12 protein-coding genes and 1 rRNA gene are annotated in these 17109 nt (G+C 29.9%); 4 read left to right on the forward strand and 9 right to left on the reverse strand.

Translation table 11 applies throughout. The features are described 5' to 3' along the window. Nucleotides 1–29: 29 nt before the first annotated feature. Nucleotides 30–137: ribosomal RNA gene (gene rrf, locus GYM73_RS02915) — 5S ribosomal RNA — on the forward strand. 721 nt (nt 138–858) lie between these two features. Further along, entirely contained in the window at nt 859–2262 is a 1404-nt protein-coding gene (locus GYM73_RS02920) for an anion permease (protein WP_160542395.1), read from the forward strand. A 50-nt stretch (nt 2263–2312) separates the two neighbouring features. Here GYM73_RS02920 and GYM73_RS02925 read toward each other — a convergent pair whose 3' ends face one another. After that, nucleotides 2313–4460, reverse strand: coding sequence for a S46 family peptidase (locus tag GYM73_RS02925; protein WP_220234090.1), 2148 nt, complete (start codon nt 4458–4460; stop codon nt 2313–2315). 195 nt (nt 4461–4655) lie between these two features. Here GYM73_RS02925 and GYM73_RS02930 point away from each other — a divergent pair, with 195 nt between their 5' ends. Continuing rightward, nucleotides 4656–6881 (forward strand): bifunctional (p)ppGpp synthetase/guanosine-3',5'-bis(diphosphate) 3'-pyrophosphohydrolase, encoded by a 2226-nt coding sequence (locus GYM73_RS02930; RefSeq protein WP_220234091.1) that lies wholly within the window; start codon nt 4656–4658, stop codon nt 6879–6881. Between the two features lie 238 nt (nt 6882–7119). Here GYM73_RS02930 and GYM73_RS02935 read toward each other — a convergent pair whose 3' ends face one another. Further along, the gene (locus tag GYM73_RS02935) at nt 7120–7998 is read right to left on the reverse strand and encodes a PPK2 family polyphosphate kinase (RefSeq protein WP_255571011.1); all 879 of its coding nucleotides are present in this window, start codon (nt 7996–7998) and stop codon (nt 7120–7122) included. Between the two features lie 267 nt (nt 7999–8265). After that, nucleotides 8266–9090, reverse strand: a complete 825-nt coding sequence (locus GYM73_RS02940) for an S-adenosyl-l-methionine hydroxide adenosyltransferase family protein (protein ID WP_220234092.1) — start codon at nt 9088–9090, stop codon at nt 8266–8268. A gap of 66 nt (nt 9091–9156) precedes the next feature. Here GYM73_RS02940 and GYM73_RS02945 point away from each other — a divergent pair, with 66 nt between their 5' ends. After that, complete coding sequence (locus tag GYM73_RS02945) at nt 9157–10110, forward strand: PhoH family protein (protein WP_220234093.1); 954 nt, start codon at nt 9157–9159, stop codon at nt 10108–10110. A 203-nt stretch (nt 10111–10313) separates the two neighbouring features. On the opposite strand, the gene cmk is transcribed toward GYM73_RS02945, so the two are convergent. From cmk to GYM73_RS02975, 6 genes are all read right to left on the reverse strand, one after another. Beyond that, nucleotides 10314–11012, reverse strand: a complete 699-nt coding sequence (gene cmk, locus GYM73_RS02950) for a (d)CMP kinase (RefSeq protein ID WP_220234094.1) — start codon at nt 11010–11012, stop codon at nt 10314–10316. 6 nt (nt 11013–11018) lie between these two features. Continuing rightward, nucleotides 11019–12035 carry a type IX secretion system protein PorQ gene (porQ, locus tag GYM73_RS02955; RefSeq protein ID WP_220234095.1) on the reverse strand — a complete coding sequence of 339 codons (1017 nt, stop codon included), beginning with the start codon at nt 12033–12035 and terminating at the stop codon, nt 11019–11021. A gap of 95 nt (nt 12036–12130) precedes the next feature. Further along, nucleotides 12131–13522, reverse strand: coding sequence for an arginine decarboxylase (locus GYM73_RS02960; RefSeq protein ID WP_160542388.1), 1392 nt, complete (start codon nt 13520–13522; stop codon nt 12131–12133). Between the two features lie 172 nt (nt 13523–13694). Further along, the gene (gene dapF / locus GYM73_RS02965; protein ID WP_220234096.1) at nt 13695–14558 is read right to left on the reverse strand and encodes a diaminopimelate epimerase; all 864 of its coding nucleotides are present in this window, start codon (nt 14556–14558) and stop codon (nt 13695–13697) included. 212 nt (nt 14559–14770) lie between these two features. Further along, entirely contained in the window at nt 14771–16078 is a 1308-nt protein-coding gene (locus GYM73_RS02970; protein ID WP_220234097.1) for an ABC transporter permease, read from the reverse strand. Continuing rightward, complete coding sequence (locus GYM73_RS02975; protein ID WP_160542385.1) at nt 16075–16998, reverse strand: ABC transporter ATP-binding protein; 924 nt, start codon at nt 16996–16998, stop codon at nt 16075–16077. The genes GYM73_RS02970 and GYM73_RS02975 overlap by 4 nt, the downstream gene beginning before the upstream one ends. Between the last annotated feature and the right edge of the window lie 111 nt (nt 16999–17109).

Below are 17109 nucleotides of genomic sequence, written 5' to 3' on the forward strand. Positions count from 1 at the left end.
AAATTTATATAAAATCCCATTAAGATATTTAGGGTGGTTATAGCGGTAGGGCTCACCTGTTCCCATTTCGAACACAGAAGTTAAGCCTACTTGCGCTGATGGTACTGCAAACGCGGGAGAGTAGGTAGCCGCCGGTTTTTTAAAAAAGAAAGCTTTGTATAGGATTATACAAGGCTTTTTTTGTTTTTTTTGTTTTGGAGTGGTTTATTTGGTTAGTGGAATTTTAAAGTTATTGACTTTTAATTTAGCTAAACTCATAAGCTAACTCGCATAATTTTATATCAGACCTTTTCTGTCTATAATGATATTTACTATACATATTCATCGATGTTATTAAAAACAATCTCAGTCCCGATAAGGACTTTCTTATTTAAAAATAGTAAATCTAAATAGTTTTTGAAATCATATAATTTGAAGAAATAGGTTTTATTGATTTTATTTATCTAGTAACTCCTTTGCGATATATGTTTTCTATTGATTCTTCAGAGAGAACAATATTTAAAAAAAATATCTAAAATTTAGTTTTTTCTTATCTTAAAATTTAACTAATTTATAAATTTATCTATTAAATATATTCTTGTGACTATTAGATCATTACATTTTTAATCATTTTAAAAACTAGAATCTCCTACACTTTTTTTTGGATTAATTATTGCTCTTAGAATAAAAAGTTGTATGAAATGTTTCATATAACCTAAAAGTTTAAAAAATGGTAATTTCGAAGGGAATAAATGATTCTAAATACTATGATACATTTTTTACTTCATATATATTTATTGATAGTTGAGTTATATCGTTAAACAATTAGAATTTATTTATATAATAATTAAAAACAAATTAAATACATATAGTTAAATTATGAATAAAAATATATTAAAGTTTTTATTGGTTATTTTAGTAGGAGTTATTCTTTGGTTCGTACCTGTGCCGGATGGTCTTGATGTTAAAGCTTGGCATTTGGCATCAATTTTTATCGCAACGGTTTTAGGATTGATTCTTTCTCCGTTTCCTTTGGGAGCAATGGCAATCTTTAGTATGACTACGGTAGTTGCTCTAGATTTAATTCCTATTAAAAGCGCCTTAAAAGGTTTTGGAGATACTACAATCTGGATGATAGCTTGTGCTTTTTTTATTTCAAGAGGATTTATTAAAACAGGTTTTGGAAGAAGAGTAGGATATCTTTTCATTAGTAAATTAGGAAACAGTTCCTTAGGGTTATCTTATGGTTTGGTTATGACCGATTTAATTTTTGCTCCGGCAATGCCATCCACATCTGCACGTTGTGGCGGAATAATAACCCCTTTATTTTTATCTATATCAAATGCCTATGATTCTACTCCAGAAAAAGGAACTCAGAATAAGATCGGGGCATTTTTAGTACAATGTATATTTCAATGTAATGCAATTACATGTGCCATGTTTTTAACTTCGATGGCAGGCAATCCTATGATAGCAAAATTTGTTGAGAATATGGGATATACCATCTCATGGACTGATTGGGCAAAGGCCGCAATTGTACCCGGCTTGTTATCTTTACTTGTAATTCCATACGTTTTATATAAATTTTATCCACCTGAATTAAAACATACCCCGGAAATGAAAGCGATTGCAAAAGAAAAGCTTAAAGAGATGGGTAAAATGACTACAAAAGAGTGGATTGTTCTGGGTGTATTTTCTTATTTAGTAATATTTTGGGTATTAGGATCATTTCTTAAAATTGATGCGACATTTACAGCTTTTGTAGGATTATGTATTTTGTTATTAACACGTGCTCTAGATTGGAATGATGTAATTAGTGAAAAAGAAGCATGGCATACAATTATATGGTTTGCGATACTTATGACCTTAGCGTCTCAATTGAATACCTTAGGATTTATTCCTTGGTTTGGAAATTATGTAGCTGAATCTGTGAAAGGTTTACCTTGGTTGCCGATGTTATTTATACTTTTATTGGTGTATTATTATGTACACTATCTTATGGCAAGTGCTATAGCACATATCAGTGCGATGTACGTTATATTTGTTTCCATATCGATAGCTGCAGGGGCTCCACCAATGTTAGCAATATTATTATTTGCATTTTTCAGTAATTTAAATATGTCAATTACACATTATTCAAGCGGACCGGCTCCTATTTTGTTCGGTTGCGGATATATACCATTGGCAAAATGGTGGAAGATCGGATTTTTTATGAGTTTAGTTATCTTGGCCATTTGGTTACTAGTGGGAACCGCTTGGTGGAAAGCGATAGGATTATTTTAAATAAGTAATTATATAAAAAAGGTTTTCTAATTTAGAAAACCTTTTTTATTTTACTTTACAATTTTCATTTCATCTATAAGTCTTTGGGCTCCTGCATATTTATCGATTATAAATAATATATAACGAATATCAACCATAATGTTTCTGCAGATAGAAGGATCATAATTAATATCGCTCATAGTGCCTTCCCAAACCCTGTCAAAATTAAGTCCTACCAAATTACCATGAGCATCAAAGGCGGGACTTCCTGAATTGCCCCCGGTAGTGTGGTTGGTTGCAATATAATTTACTATGATATCTCCATTTTGTGAATAAGGCCCGAAATTTTTTTGTTTGTACAATGTTATTAATTTTTTAGGTAAATTAAATTCGTAATCATCAGGAATATATTTTTCAATAACACCGGATAATGTTGTAAAAGGTTTATAATAGACTCCATCTTTTGGAGTATATCCGTCTATTTTACCATAAGTAACTCTTAAAGTAGAATTTGCATCAGGAAAAAATTTTTTTGAATGAAAAGTCTTTAATTGAGCATTCATATAATTTCTTTGCAGGCTGTCATTTTTTTTATCAAAATCATCATGAAATGGTAAAATTTTTCTTCTATACATTTCAATATAAGGAGTAATAAAGTTTAGTACTGCATCGTCTTTTAATTTATACTTTATATTTTCCTTAGAATCGGAAGATAATATTGATAAAAGATCTCCTCTTTCACGAGTTATATAAGAATTTTTCCATAAATCAGTTAGGTAAATATTACACGAAGATTCTTTTTCAAAATCTTCATGACCTGCTACCTGAAATCTTGGCTCAATATTCATACAGTACATGGAAAGCATTTTTGAAGATACTTTCTTGTCTAATTCCGAATCATAATTTTTATAAATTGAACTCACATTTTTTATTACTCTTAATTTAATTTTATCAAAGTCTTGATCAGAAGCATTAAGAAGATTGGATACTATATATGCCATACGAAAAGTTTCAGAATTCGAATAGAAAACTTCATTAAAATAAGTGTAAGCTTTATTATACCGACTATTATTTTTATATAAATCATTTAATGCATTTACTAAAGACTGATTTTCATTTTTAGTATCAAGATTTATTTGACTTTGCTCTACCAATTGATTTTCATACTCTTTTCTTTTTTTGATAGCATTTGATTTAAGTAACCCTTGATTTTCGCCGATCCATTTTTTCCATCCGTTAGCGATAGATGCATATTTTGCCGCATATTTTATCTTTATTTCTTTATTTTCACGCATCGCATGATCTAAAATTTTTAAAGATTCATTACGTAAAGAAATTCTTGATGGATTGGTTATTTCCAATAGTTGTTCAATAGCAGATGCCGGTAAATATTCTTGAGTTCTCCCGGGAAATCCGTATACAAATGAAAAGTCATTTTCCTTTTTCTCTTTAATTGATATAGGTAAATAATACTTGGGGGTATAAGGAATATTATCTTTAGAATATTTTGCCGGATGATTATTTTTATCTGCATAAATCCTAAATAGGGAAAAATCTCCGGTATGCCTAGGCCACATCCAGTTGTCGGTATCTGATCCGTATTTTCCTATAGAAGATGGAGGAGCACCCACTAATCGAATATCTTCGTAAGTTTCTGTAATAAAAGCATAATATTGATTACCGTTGTAAAAAGGTAATATAGCAATGTTTTGATAGTCCTCTTTTTTAATGGTTGAACAAATTTTATTAATATTATTTTTAATAATAATATTTCTTTGTTGTTCAGTAAAATTATCGCTTATACCCAATAATATTTGAGAAGTTACATCTATAATATCAACAATAAAAGTTGCTTTTAAGCCTTCGTTCGGTTTTTCTTCTTCATAGTTAGAAGCCCAAAATCCATGGGTTAACAGGTCATTGGTAACTGTAGAGTGCGATTGTATGCTATAGTAACCGCAATGATGGTTAGTAAGTAATAATCCCTTAGGTGAAATAACTTCAGAAGTACATCCTCCTCCGAAATGAGCAACCGCATCTTTTATGCTTGGATTATAGGTATTAAATATTTGTTTTGAAGATATTTTCATACCCATTTCCTTCATTTCTTTTTCATTGAGCTGATTAGGTATCCACATACCCCCACCCGTTTGAGCGACTAATGATGAAGCATTAAAAAAACAGGTTAATAAAAAAGATTTTAGTGTAATTTTTTTCATTGATACTATAATTAGTTTTTCAAAAATATAAATTTATAAATAATATAATAACATAAAAAAGTTAGAATGCATATTTAAAAGAAAAATTAATTAGCTTTGTGTAACTAATAAAAGTTAAGATTTTAACACATAAGTAAAGATTAATGTTATGATTCGCATATAAATTGTAACTAGTAAAATAGACTAAATAGTGGTATGGACGAAATAGACTTAAAAAAAGAAGAAGAAGAAATAGTCAAACGTTACAAAGATATGCTTCGTAACACCTACAGAGATTTGACTACAGAAGATAAATCTCTGATTAGAAAAGCTTTTGAAGTTGCAAAAGAGGCCCATAAGGATCAAAGGAGAAAAACCGGAGAACCTTATATATATCACCCTTTAGCCGTAGCTAAAATTGTTGCTGATGAAATAGGCTTAGGAGCAACAAGCATAGCATGTGCTTTATTGCATGATGTAGTGGAAGATACTCAATATACCATTGAAGATATTTCCAATTTATTTAATCCTAAAGTAGCTAAAATTATAGATGGACTTACCAAAATATCCAATATAGACCATCAAAATCTTTCGTTACAATCCGAGAACTATAGAAAGTTGTTACTTACCTTGTCTGAAGATGTTAGAGTTATTTTAATTAAGATAGCCGACAGACTTCATAATATGAGGACTTTGGACAGCATGAAAAGTTCTAAACAGAAAAAAATTGCTGCTGAAACCACCTATATATATGCTCCTTTAGCCCATAGAATGGGGCTATATACCATCAAATCTGAGCTTGAAGATTTGAGTTTAAAATATACCGATCCGGAATCTTATTCTTTAATCGTTAAAAAACTTGAGGAAACAGAAAAAGACCGACAACGATATATTGAAGAGTTTTCAAGGATTATGCAAGAAAGCTTAAATGCCGAAGGTTTGAATTTTACTATTAAAGGACGACATAAATCCGTTTTTTCAATTTATAAAAAAATGAAAAAACAAGATGTTTCCTTTGAGGAAGTTTTTGATTTATTTGCTATTAGAATTATATATAAATCTGATTATAAAAATGAAAAATTCCTGGCTTGGAAAATTTATTCCATAGTTACGGATAAATTTATGCCTAATCCCAGCAGAATGAGAGATTGGATTACTACTCCCAGATCTACGGGATATGAAAGTTTACATGTTACCGTCATTGGTCCGGAATCTAAATGGGTGGAAGTACAAATCCGATCGGAGAGAATGGATGAATTGGCTGAAAAAGGGATTGCCGCTCACTATAAATATAAAGAAGGATATAAAGGACGAGAAGATAATCAAATTGAAAATTGGATATCTCAAGTTAGAGAAATGTTGGAAAACTTGGGAACGGCTTCTACAAAGGAATTATTAGATGATTTTAAATTAAATTTATACACAAAGGACATTTTTGTCTTTACTCCTAAAGGAGATTTAAAAGTACTTTCGGCAGGAGCTACGGCTTTAGATTTTGCTTATTCCGTGCATTCGGGTATCGGCGATCATTGTTTAGGAGCTAAAGTAAATAATAAATTGGTTCCGTTAAGTTATAAGTTATCAAGTGGAGATCAGGTGGAAATACTGACGTCCAATGTTCAAAAACCTAAAGCAGATTGGTTGGATTTTGTCGCCACTTCAAAAGCAAAATCAAGGATCAAAGCGGCATTGAATTCGGAAAAAAGAACGTATACAGAAGAAGGTAAAGAATTATTAATTCGTAAGTTACGGCACTTAAAAATTAATTTTTCAGAAGAAGAATTAAATTCCATTCAAAAATTTTTCGGAGCAAAAACCAGTCACGATGTTTTTTATCAGGTTGCTACCGGAGTCATCGATAGTAAAGCACTAAAAAAATATAGAGATAGCAAAGGAGTTTTAACAAATTTATTATCCAAATTAAGAAAAAGAACCTCTATAATCACTGAAAATAATTTTCTAGAACCTAAAGAGGAGGAAAATTATGATATGATTGTTTTTGGAGATGATGAAGAAAAACTAAATTATCAATTAGCGCAATGCTGTAATCCAATTCCGGGTGATAATATTTTTGGTTTTGTAACCATAAACAGTGGTATAAAAGTTCATAAAGAAAGCTGTTCCAATGCTATTGATATGCGAGCTAATTATGATTACAGAGTAATTCCAGCTAAATGGGTAAGTAGTTCAAGCAGGGATTTTCTGATAGAAGTATCATTACAAGGAATTGACAGAAACGGTATTTTTAACGATATAACCACTCTTATTTCTAATAAATTTAAAATTAGTATAAAAAAAATAAACATTAATTCTGAAGATGGTATCTTTTACGGAAATTTAATATTATTTGTAAAAAATACTCTTCAATTAGAACAAATTATAGAAGAGTTGCATAATATTGAAGGTATAACCAATGTTAGAAGATCTGAGATAAAAAAATAATTTATTATATAGTTCCTTTGTAATAATTTAGAGTATAAATTATTATTGTATTAAAAAAGTTTTTTTAATATAATATAGATTTAAGGTAATCTCAGCGAAGAAATTAATTATAAACTCGAAAAAACAGTTTTTATTTATCTCAAAGGTGAAAGAAACAATTATAAGATAAATAAAAGTTGTTAAGCAATGATGTGAAAGTTGTTTGTTCTACTCAACTATAATAAACAAAGTGTGAATTTTAATCTTTTTCATTGAGTAAATCCTGATAAGCAATTTTTAAAGCCTCCTTTTCTTGTTTATTTACCTCCGGATATTTTGGGTTCATAGATTTTAATGTTTCATTAATGATGTAAGCCATTACGAATTGCCCGTAAGATTTATTATCAAAAGGAACAATAAACCAGGGACAATTTTCAGTGGAAGTATTTTCAAAAGCCATTGCAAAAGCTTTTTGATATTCATTCCAAAATTTACGTTCTTTTAAATCAGAAGCTGAAAATTTCCAATTTTTTTCTTTTTCATTAATTCTCTTAATAAATCTTTTTTTCTGCTCGTCTTTACTTATATTGAGAAAAAATTTAATAATTCGAGTACCATTGTTAAACATACGATTTTCAAAATTTTTAATTTCCTCATATCTTTTTTCGAAAAACCCATCATTAATATCTTTGACAGAATTTATAGTAGGAATTTTTTCATTTAAAATAAATTCAGGATGTACTTTGCAAACTAATACGTTTTCATAATGAGAACGATTAAATATTTCTATTTTCCCACGTTCGGGCATTTTGATAATATGTCTCCATAAATAATCATGTTCATACTCTAAAGAAGAAGGTGTTTTAAAAGATGATACATTTACTCCTTGAGGATTTACTCCCGTCATGATTGCTCGTATGGAACTGTCTTTTCCGGCAGCATCAATTCCTTGTAAAATAATTAATAAAGATTGTTTGTTTTCAGCATTTAAAATATTTTGATAATAATCTATACTTTTAATTATTTTCTTTATCTCTTTTTTATTTTTTTTGAAATTTTCAGGTGATTGAGTAGTATAATTTTTAAGATTTACTGATTTTCCTTCTATCACACGGAAATCATCAATGGTAATTTTCATAATATATTATATTTTAATTGTTTTTTATATTAATTGTTTAAACGAACAAAATAAACTAATTTTTTTATAAAATAGAATGTTATAAATAATTTGTAAATTTATTCTGATGTGTAGATGAGAAAATATTGTACCAAAGTATATTTTTGTGTTCTTATTTTTTTTCTAAAAAATATAAATCAGAATTTATAAAAGTATTACACATGAATGATCACATGTATAGGTAAAAATGTGTATAAAATAGGAAGTGTAAAAAATATGATTTACTAACTAAAAAAAAACAATGCGAATATTAGTTCCTATATATAAGCCCATTAGAGAACTGGCCCCTCCAACGGTTTTTAAATTACTCTTATACATGGAAATTTGTAAAAAGCCCGAAGAATTAAATATAGCAAAAGCTTTTCCATGATATTTTTTGTCATCAGAATCTGTCCCAAGTATATCGGTATATTTAGATTTGATTTCAGTGAATTGAACGTTTCTGGCAAAAATTATAAAGTCCTTTTTTTTTCCAAATTGGTGAAATTGTTCTTTACTAATGTTGGTTATTGCATTACCGAAATTATCTACATGAATAACCATTCCTGTTAACGAATTATCTTCGCTTTTTTCGACCGGTTTGGGTTGAGTTAATTCTTTATAAGAATTTATTTTTCTACCTATTAATTCTATTTTTCCGCCTCTGGCAAGATGACAGGCCACAGGAATGAAAAGGTCTTTAGTTAAAAAATGAAGATCATCATATTTATTAATCGTGATTTCATATACTTGATCGGGAATGTATTCTTCAGCGATTAAAGAAAGAATGCCGTTATCATTGCATATAAAAAAATGACCGTTGATTTCTGCAGCTAAAGATTTTACAAAAGGAGAAGGCAACGCGTCGACACCAATTATATGAATGGTCCCTTTAGGAAAATTTTTGTATGAATTTTGAATAATATAAGCAGTTTGAATTAAATCAAAAGGCATAATTTGATGTGAGATATCAACGACTATAATATCCGAAATTTGGCTGTATATAGCACCTTTAAGAGCAGCCACATGGTAATCGTCTAAACCAAAATCGGTAGTAAGTGTTATTATTCCCATTTTTTATTATCCTACACAAAGTTATTGCTTATTTTTGTTATGTAAAATTAAAAAAGGAGTTAAAATTTGAATCAAATACGAATTACTTTAGAAGGGGTGGATTTAAAAACTTTCTATGGTGAATACAATCAAAACTTTAATCTGTTGATTAATCATTTTCCCAAATTAAAAATTACAGGAAGGGATCGGGTAGTGTCGGCAGCAGGAAATGATGCGGATTTAACTTTGTTTAATAATAAAGTTAAAGAAATAACAGAATATATAAATAGATATAATAAGTTAAATGATATCGCTCTGGAGGAAATACTCTCTAATGGAGAAAAGCAGAATGTGTTTAGAGCCGAATCTGAGGATATTATTGTTCACGGAATAGGAGGAAAACTTATTAGGGCTAAAACAGAAAATCTTAAAAAACTTGTCAAAGCAGTTGAAAACAATGATATGGTATTTGCCATTGGTCCGGCAGGAACAGGGAAAACCTATACTAGCGTTGCTTTAGCTGTAAAAGCTTTAAAAGATAAACAAGTAAAAAGAATTGTGCTTACTCGCCCGGCTGTGGAAGCAGGGGAAAGTTTAGGATTTTTACCCGGTGATTTAAAAGATAAATTAGATCCCTATCTTCAGCCTTTGTATGATGCATTACGAGATATGATCAGTCATGAAAAACTGGCTTCTTATATTGAAAAAGGAGTCGTTCAAATTGCTCCTTTGGCATTTATGAGAGGTCGAACGTTAGATGAAGCCTTTGTAATTTTAGATGAAGCTCAAAATACGACCCATCTGCAAATGAAAATGTTTTTAACGCGTATGGGGGCTAATGCTAAGTTTATTATTACGGGAGATCCCGGGCAAATAGATTTACCTAAACATCAGAAATCCGGATTAAAAGAAGCTGTTCATCTTTTAAAAAGAGTTAAGGGAATAGGTTTTGTGCAATTGACAGAAATTGATGTGGTAAGACATAAATTAGTAAGAAAAATTTTAGAAGCCTATCATAAACAAGAAGAGATTGAAGAGTAGTTTTTCAATTTCCTCTCTACAATAAAAGATCTTGTTGAAAAATAATATCCTTATTAATTTACTTATTTATAAGTTTTAATAAGAAACAGATTAATAAAAATTAATCCGTTATACTATAAAAAATAGTTATATTTTCGAATTTTTTAAAAATAAACTGAATTATAAGTAACAACAAGATAAAGTAAAAAAAATTATTTTATAAATCAGATTTTAAATTTATCCTTAACAATTTGAACCATTTTATTATAGGTTTCTTCTTTGCTTAAATGAGTGTTATCGATAAGAATGGCGTCTGTTGCCTGAGTTAGTGGTGACACCGATCGGCTGCCATCAATGTAATCTCTTTGCTTAAGATTTTCTTGAACTTCTTCTAAAGAAATATTTTTGTGTTGATTTTTATATTCAGTGAATCTTCGTTTAGCTCTTTCTTCTATACTGGCAGTAATAAAAAATTTTAAATCAGCATTTGGAAATACGACTGTTCCAATATCTCTACCATCCATAACTATCCCGCCGTTTTTTCCTATATTTCTCTGTTGTTTTACTAAATATTCTCTTACTTCAGGTATTTTTGCCACCCATGAAACATGTTCAGATATGTCAAAAGCACGAATTCTATTTTCAACATTTTTTCCATTAATATAAATTTCATTGGTATTGGAATCAGAATTTAGCTTAAAGTCCAAATGGATATAATTTAAATGGGTTAGTAAAGCTAACTCATCTATTGTATTATTTTTATAAAAATTTTCAATAGCATATAAAGTTACAGCTCTATACATTGCACCGGTGTCTATATGAATCCATCCAAATTCTTTGGCTAACATTTTTGCATAGGAGCTTTTACCGGTGGAAGAATAACCATCTATGGCAATTATAGGTTTTATCTTGTTGTTTTTCATGTTATTTTACCAATCATAACGAGGGGCAAACATATTTTCCAAGTCTATACGTAGTCCAAATGTATTGGTGTTTCCCGCAGCATTATATCGCCCCCAAGCGTAATCAAAGCGAAAATATGAAATTTTCACTCCAAAACCAAGAGTTAATCCGGCAAATGACCGTTGATCTTCGATGGCCAATTCATTACCTCTCTTAAAATTATATCCGGCTCTGAGGTTAAATCCTGACTCGGGAAATAGTTCGGCACCTAACGAAATATGATCTATAATTTTTCTTCCTCCACTGATCTTTTCTCCCTTTTTATTAGTTGGTGAAGAAATATCAAATTTTTGTAAGTCATGTAAGGTAAGAGTTAACTCCATCGGTAATTTTTCGAAACGTTGCGAGATTCCTAAATTTGCTTGAATGGGTAATTTTTCTCTTCTATCATTATAATAAGTTAATTGCCCTCCAAAATTTCTAACCACAGCAGAAACGGTAGTATAATAATCAATGTCGTGAAATACCACCCCAAGATCAGCCAAAAGAGCGGAAGAAGTATAACTTTCAATTTTACTGGTAACATAAGATAAATTTCCGCCTACGGTAAAGAAATCAGAGATATTATAGGCATAACCTAAAGTTACTGCTGCGTCTTTTGCTGTAAATTTTCCGGTTACATTTCCAATTTCATCGGCGGCCTTAAGATCTCCATAATCTACATATCTTCCATGAAGGGAAAAAAAGTGCTTACTTTCTTTGGGATTATATACATAGGAAACAGCACCCAATTTGACATCTGCTAAATAAGAGGAATAATTTATTCCCGCTTGGTTATGCATTTTATCGTTCATCATTGCCGGATTGAACATAGCCATATTAGGATCATTATCCCAAGAAGAGTTAGCATTACCTCCTAAAGCCGCTTGACGGGCAGATACGGTCATATTCATAAAAGTATATATTTCTTGCCCGTTTTGAGAATAGACAATGGAGTATAAACTAATGAATATAATTAGTATAAATTTATGCAATAGACGCATTATAGTAAAAATTACAAGAAAATAAATCTGGTACGCTTGATGGTACTTTTTTGTAATTATAAACTATGAATCTGTCAATTTATTGTATGGGGCTACTAATAACCTAAAAGATCTAAAATTTGCTTATAATTTTGTTCCTCTCGAAATACCTCATAAGTAAATTCGCCGTCTTTATTTTTATTGATCAAAATATGTTTTGGCTGCGGAACCAGACAATGGTGCACCCCTCCGAACCCGCTAATGGCATCTTGATAAGCTCCTGTATTGAAAAAACCTATATATAGAGGTTTTTCTTCACTGAAAATAGGAAGATAAATGGCATTAACATGTTGTTCTGAATTATAATAATCATCGCTATCACAAGTAAGACCTCCTAAGAAAACACGTTCATAGGAATCTTCCCAACGATTGATAGGAAGCATGGTAAAACGACGAGAAATAGCCCAAGAATCAGGTAATGTAGTCATAAAAGAACTGTCAATCATATCCCATTTTTCTCGATCATTTTGTCTTTTTTGACTTAAGATTTTGTAAACAATTCCTCCACTTTCTCCAACAGTGAATGAACCAAATTCGGTATATAAAGTAGGTTCTTCTACTCCTTCTTCTTCACAGAATTTTTTTATTTGGTAAGTAATCTCATTGACCATATAATAATAGTCGTAATCAAAATTCAAAGAATTTTTTATAGGAAAACCTCCTCCTATATTGAGCGAATCCACTTCGGGTGCGATTTTTTTCAATCGAGCATAAACACGCAAACATTTATAAAGTTCGTTCCAATAATAGGAAGTATCTTTAATCCCCGTGTTGATAAAGAAATGCAACATCTTTAAACGAGCAAAAGGATGATTTTGGATTTTTTGAGCATAAAAGGGAACAATATCTTTATATCCGATTCCCAAACGAGAAGTATAAAACTCAAATTTAGGTTCTTCCTCAGAAGCAATTCGAATACCTATATTAAAATTAGTATCAATGCTGTCGGAAAGTCGATCGATTTCTCTGAAATTATCCAATACAGGTAATATGTTAGAAAATCCGCCGTTAATCATTTCCGAAATAATTTTTAAATATTCATCGGTTTTGAATCCGTTGCAAACAACTTCTATATTTTTATCGACAATTCCTTTATCGTATAATCTTCGTATAATTTCCATATCGTTTGAAAAAGAAGTTTCCAAACTAATTTTATTTTTTAAAGCTTCTTCAACCACGAATGAAAAATGACTTGATTTCGTACAATAACAATATCTATATTCATTATTGTAATTATTTTCCTTAAAAGCCTTTTTAAACCATTTTTTGGTTTGTTGTATGTTTTGCGATATTTTAGGTAAATAATTGAACTTAAAAGGAGTTCCGAATTTTTCAATTAAGTCCATTAAAGGGATGTCATGAAATAATAAATTTCCGTTATCAACCTTAAATTCGGGCTGTGGAAAATCAAAAGTTTGTTGAATTAAATCGTGATACTTTATTTTCATTTTAAATAGTGGAAAAAAATCTGATTACAAATATCTATAAATTTACTAGTTAATAAATGCTTTTTTAAAAAAATTAATAATTTTTTCCATCAAATATTAGATTTTAAAAATATTTTAACAATTTTAAGTTATCATTTATCAAATTCAGAAAATATTTTTTTATTGAGAATAATTATAAAAAACTGTTTATTAGCTCTTCATGCAAAACACCTTCACAAATTTGGCGAACTTCTCCGGTCATTCTTATTTGCCAATGATCATCAATTTCTATTTTAAGTTCCCCTCCGGGCATTTTAATGGTTACTTTATTATTTATTAACCCTTTTTTTCTTAATACACCGGCTACCGCACAAGACGAACTTCCTGAGGCTAAGGTGAAACCGGCTCCTCTTTCCCAAATTAATATTTGAACTTCATCTCTATTCAGTACTTTTGCAAATTGAACATTTATACGGTTAGGAAATTTTGAAAACGTTTCAATTTTAGGGCCGTATTTTTTTATTTCCTCACTATCTAAATTTTCTTTGAGAATCACACAATGTGGATTTCCTACAGAAACACAATTGATTAGAAACTCTTGATCATCGATAGTAATACGTTCATCTTGTACTTCTTCCGAATTAAAGGAAGTGGGTATTTGTTTTGAATCAAAAATGGCATGACCCATATCTACTGTTATTAAAGCAGCCCTCTCATTTAAAGTTTCTTGTATGGTTGCACGAACTTTTCCTCCTTTGGTTTCTACTGTAAATTCCTTTTGAGGAATAATTTTATAATCGTATACATACTTGCAAAAAATTCTTAATCCATTTCCGCTTTTTTCTGCTTCGGAACCATCCGGATTAAAAATTTTCAGACCTATGTCAGCCGTTTCTGACTTTGTTTTTACTAATATTCCATCAGAACCTATTCCGAAGTTTACGTTACAGATTTTTTGAATGGCTTTTTCAGTTAAAGGAAAAGTAATAGCATCTTCATTGATTACTATGTATTCGTTACCCAAACCTTGGGATTTAATAAAAGAGTTTTTTTCCATCAGAACGGATTTTTTTTAATTAATAAGATGGTATTTGAGCATAAATATAAAATTTATTTTAATTCATGTTCTAAATTTTTACTTTTTAAATTTTTGATTGTGCTGTAGAGGTGACTATTGATTTAAAATTAAATTAAAGCCCTTTACATAAAAGCATCAATTGAAATCTTATTTACTAATTTTCGGAGTAAGAAATAAAGCAGAGAAATATATTATGATTGTCTAATCCACTTGAAAATTTCTTTTAAAGTTACTTTTTTTCCATACATAAGTATTCCAATCCTATAAATTTTACTTGCAATAAAAACCATTACTAATACCGATCCGACCATGGTAATAATTGATATTGCCAATTGCCAACCCGGTATTCCATAAAAGGATCGGGTAACCATAGCCATAGGAGAGGTAAAAGGAATAATGCTTAACCAAAAAGCCACAGGTCCTTCCGGATTGTTTATGATACTTATGCATCCATAAGCTCCTAAAAGTAAAGGGATTACAATTATTGGGATAAATTGTTGAGTTTCTGTATCATTATCCACAGCTGCTCCAATGGCTGCAAAAAAAGAACTGTAAAATAAATATCCCGTAAAAAAGAAGAAAAGAAAAACGAAAATAATTAACGGATAGTTAAGATTGAAAAGGGCATTAATAGTGTCGCTAATTTGAATTTGCATTTCTTGATTAAGAATATTTCGTAAATCATTTTGTTGAATGGAAAGCGTTAATTCATGTCCTAATATCAGTTTACCCATACTAAGAAGGAGCAGGGTCATTCCAATCCATATACAAAATTGAGTTAAAGCAATTAAGGTTGTACCCAATATTTTTCCCATCATTAATTCGAAAGGTTTAACGGATGAAATAATTATTTCAACCACCCTGTTATTTTTTTCTTCCATAATGCTTCTCATCACACGTGTTCCGTAAATAATAAAAAACATAAGATTTACATACATTAATGACAAAGAAAGAATTTCTTTAATTAAGTGGTTATCCTCTGATTTGCCTTCTTTAACATTAGTAATTTGTAAGGATATTTTGGAATTAATTTTATCTATATCGGATTGATTTATTCCTAATAATTTTCTTCTTTTTTCTTCAATTTTTTTATTGATGGTTTCTTCTAATGAATAGAGAAGATTTTTGTTCAAATTTTTGTTTGTATAAAGTTGGATATGGTCTTGCAAATTATTTAATAGAGAATCTTTGGTTTTGGGTATATACAAGATAGCATCTAATGAGTTACTTTGTGCTAACGAATCTTTTAAAGCTTGTAAATCATTTTCTGTATAAAAATTAAAGATATTTTTTTCATTACTCTTGAAATCAGGATAAAATTCATGGGTTGAATCAATGATGGCAATACGTGAATTGCTTTCATTAATTTTAATCATAAAACCAATAATTGCTACGGCTAGGATTACTAATATCGGAGCAAAAAAAGTAATAAGAACAAAAGATTTTTTTCTTGCCTGAGTAAGAAATTCTCTTCTCATTACCAAAAAGATATTTCTCATAGATTTTTTGAATTTACAGCATTAATAAAAACTTCATTCATACTGGGGATTTCTTCATAAAATGAAAGGATTGTTCCTTTAGATGAAAGTTCTGATAAAAGGGATTTTGAGCTCTCCCGGTCGGTTAGCTTAATTGAAAATGAATATTCATTATCCATTTTTATTAAATTTTCGATCGGATGATTAGATAATAGATGTTCAATATCATGGGATTGTATATCAGTAATCCTGATATTAAATTTTCCTTGTTTAAATTTATGTCTAATATCTTTAACCGAACCATCTAAAATTTTTTTTGAATTATGGATAAGAGCAACGTAATCACAGAGTTCCTCAACAGATTCCATTCGATGAGATGAAAATAAAATGGTAGTCCCTTTTTCTTTTAGCTCTAGAATTTCATCTCTTATAAGATTGGCATTTACCGGATCAAATCCGCTGAAAGGCTCGTCAAAAATTAATAATTCGGGATTATGCAATACAGTAACTACAAATTGAATTTTTTGAGCCATTCCTTTGGATAATTCGCTCAATTTTTTATTCCACCATTTTTCAATTTTCAGTTTATCAAACCAATATTCTAAACGCGACTTGGCCTCCGTTTTATTCATGCCCTTAAGCTGGGCTAAATAAATTGCCTGTTCCCCAATTTTCATATTTTTATATAGTCCCCTTTCTTCTGGCATATAACCTATATGTGAAATATGTTTGGGTTGTAGAGGCTCTCCATTAAAATAAATCGTACCGCTGTCCGGCTTAGTAATTTGATTAATGATTCTTATAAACGTAGTTTTTCCGGCACCGTTCGGACCTAAAATTCCATAGATACTGCCTTTAGGAATTTTTATGTTGAAGTTATCTAAGGCAATTTTGTCTTCATAAGTTCGGGTAACATTTTCAGCTACAATAAAATAATCCATTTTTGAGTTGTATTATTTATTCAATCACAAATAGCAAATGTACTATTTTTATAGAAATTTGTTTATGTTAAATACTTTATATTTGCCCCTAAAATAAAGTATGATTAAGTT

It is taken from the genome of Apibacter sp. ESL0432, assembly GCF_019469225.1.
In the GTDB taxonomy this organism is placed as follows: Bacteria; Bacteroidota; Bacteroidia; order Flavobacteriales; family Weeksellaceae; genus Apibacter.

Coding starts and splice junctions, on each gene's coding strand:
- GYM73_RS02920 (WP_160542395.1), top strand. CDS start 859: ATGAATAAAAATATATTAAAGTTTTTATTGGTTATTTTAGTAGGAGTT.
- GYM73_RS02925 (WP_220234090.1), bottom strand. CDS start 4,460: ATGAAAAAAATTACACTAAAATCTTTTTTATTAACCTGTTTTTTTAAT.
- GYM73_RS02930 (WP_220234091.1), top strand. CDS start 4,656: ATGGACGAAATAGACTTAAAAAAAGAAGAAGAAGAAATAGTCAAACGT.
- GYM73_RS02935 (WP_255571011.1), bottom strand. CDS start 7,998: ATGAAAATTACCATTGATGATTTCCGTGTGATAGAAGGAAAATCAGTA.
- GYM73_RS02940 (WP_220234092.1), bottom strand. CDS start 9,090: ATGGGAATAATAACACTTACTACCGATTTTGGTTTAGACGATTACCAT.
- cmk (WP_220234094.1), bottom strand. CDS start 11,012: ATGAAAAACAACAAGATAAAACCTATAATTGCCATAGATGGTTATTCT.
- porQ (WP_220234095.1), bottom strand. CDS start 12,035: ATGCGTCTATTGCATAAATTTATACTAATTATATTCATTAGTTTATAC.
- GYM73_RS02960 (WP_160542388.1), bottom strand. CDS start 13,522: ATGAAAATAAAGTATCACGATTTAATTCAACAAACTTTTGATTTTCCA.
- dapF (WP_220234096.1), bottom strand. CDS start 14,558: ATGGAAAAAAACTCTTTTATTAAATCCCAAGGTTTGGGTAACGAATAC.
- GYM73_RS02970 (WP_220234097.1), bottom strand. CDS start 16,078: ATGAGAAATATCTTTTTGGTAATGAGAAGAGAATTTCTTACTCAGGCA.
- GYM73_RS02975 (WP_160542385.1), bottom strand. CDS start 16,998: ATGGATTATTTTATTGTAGCTGAAAATGTTACCCGAACTTATGAAGAC.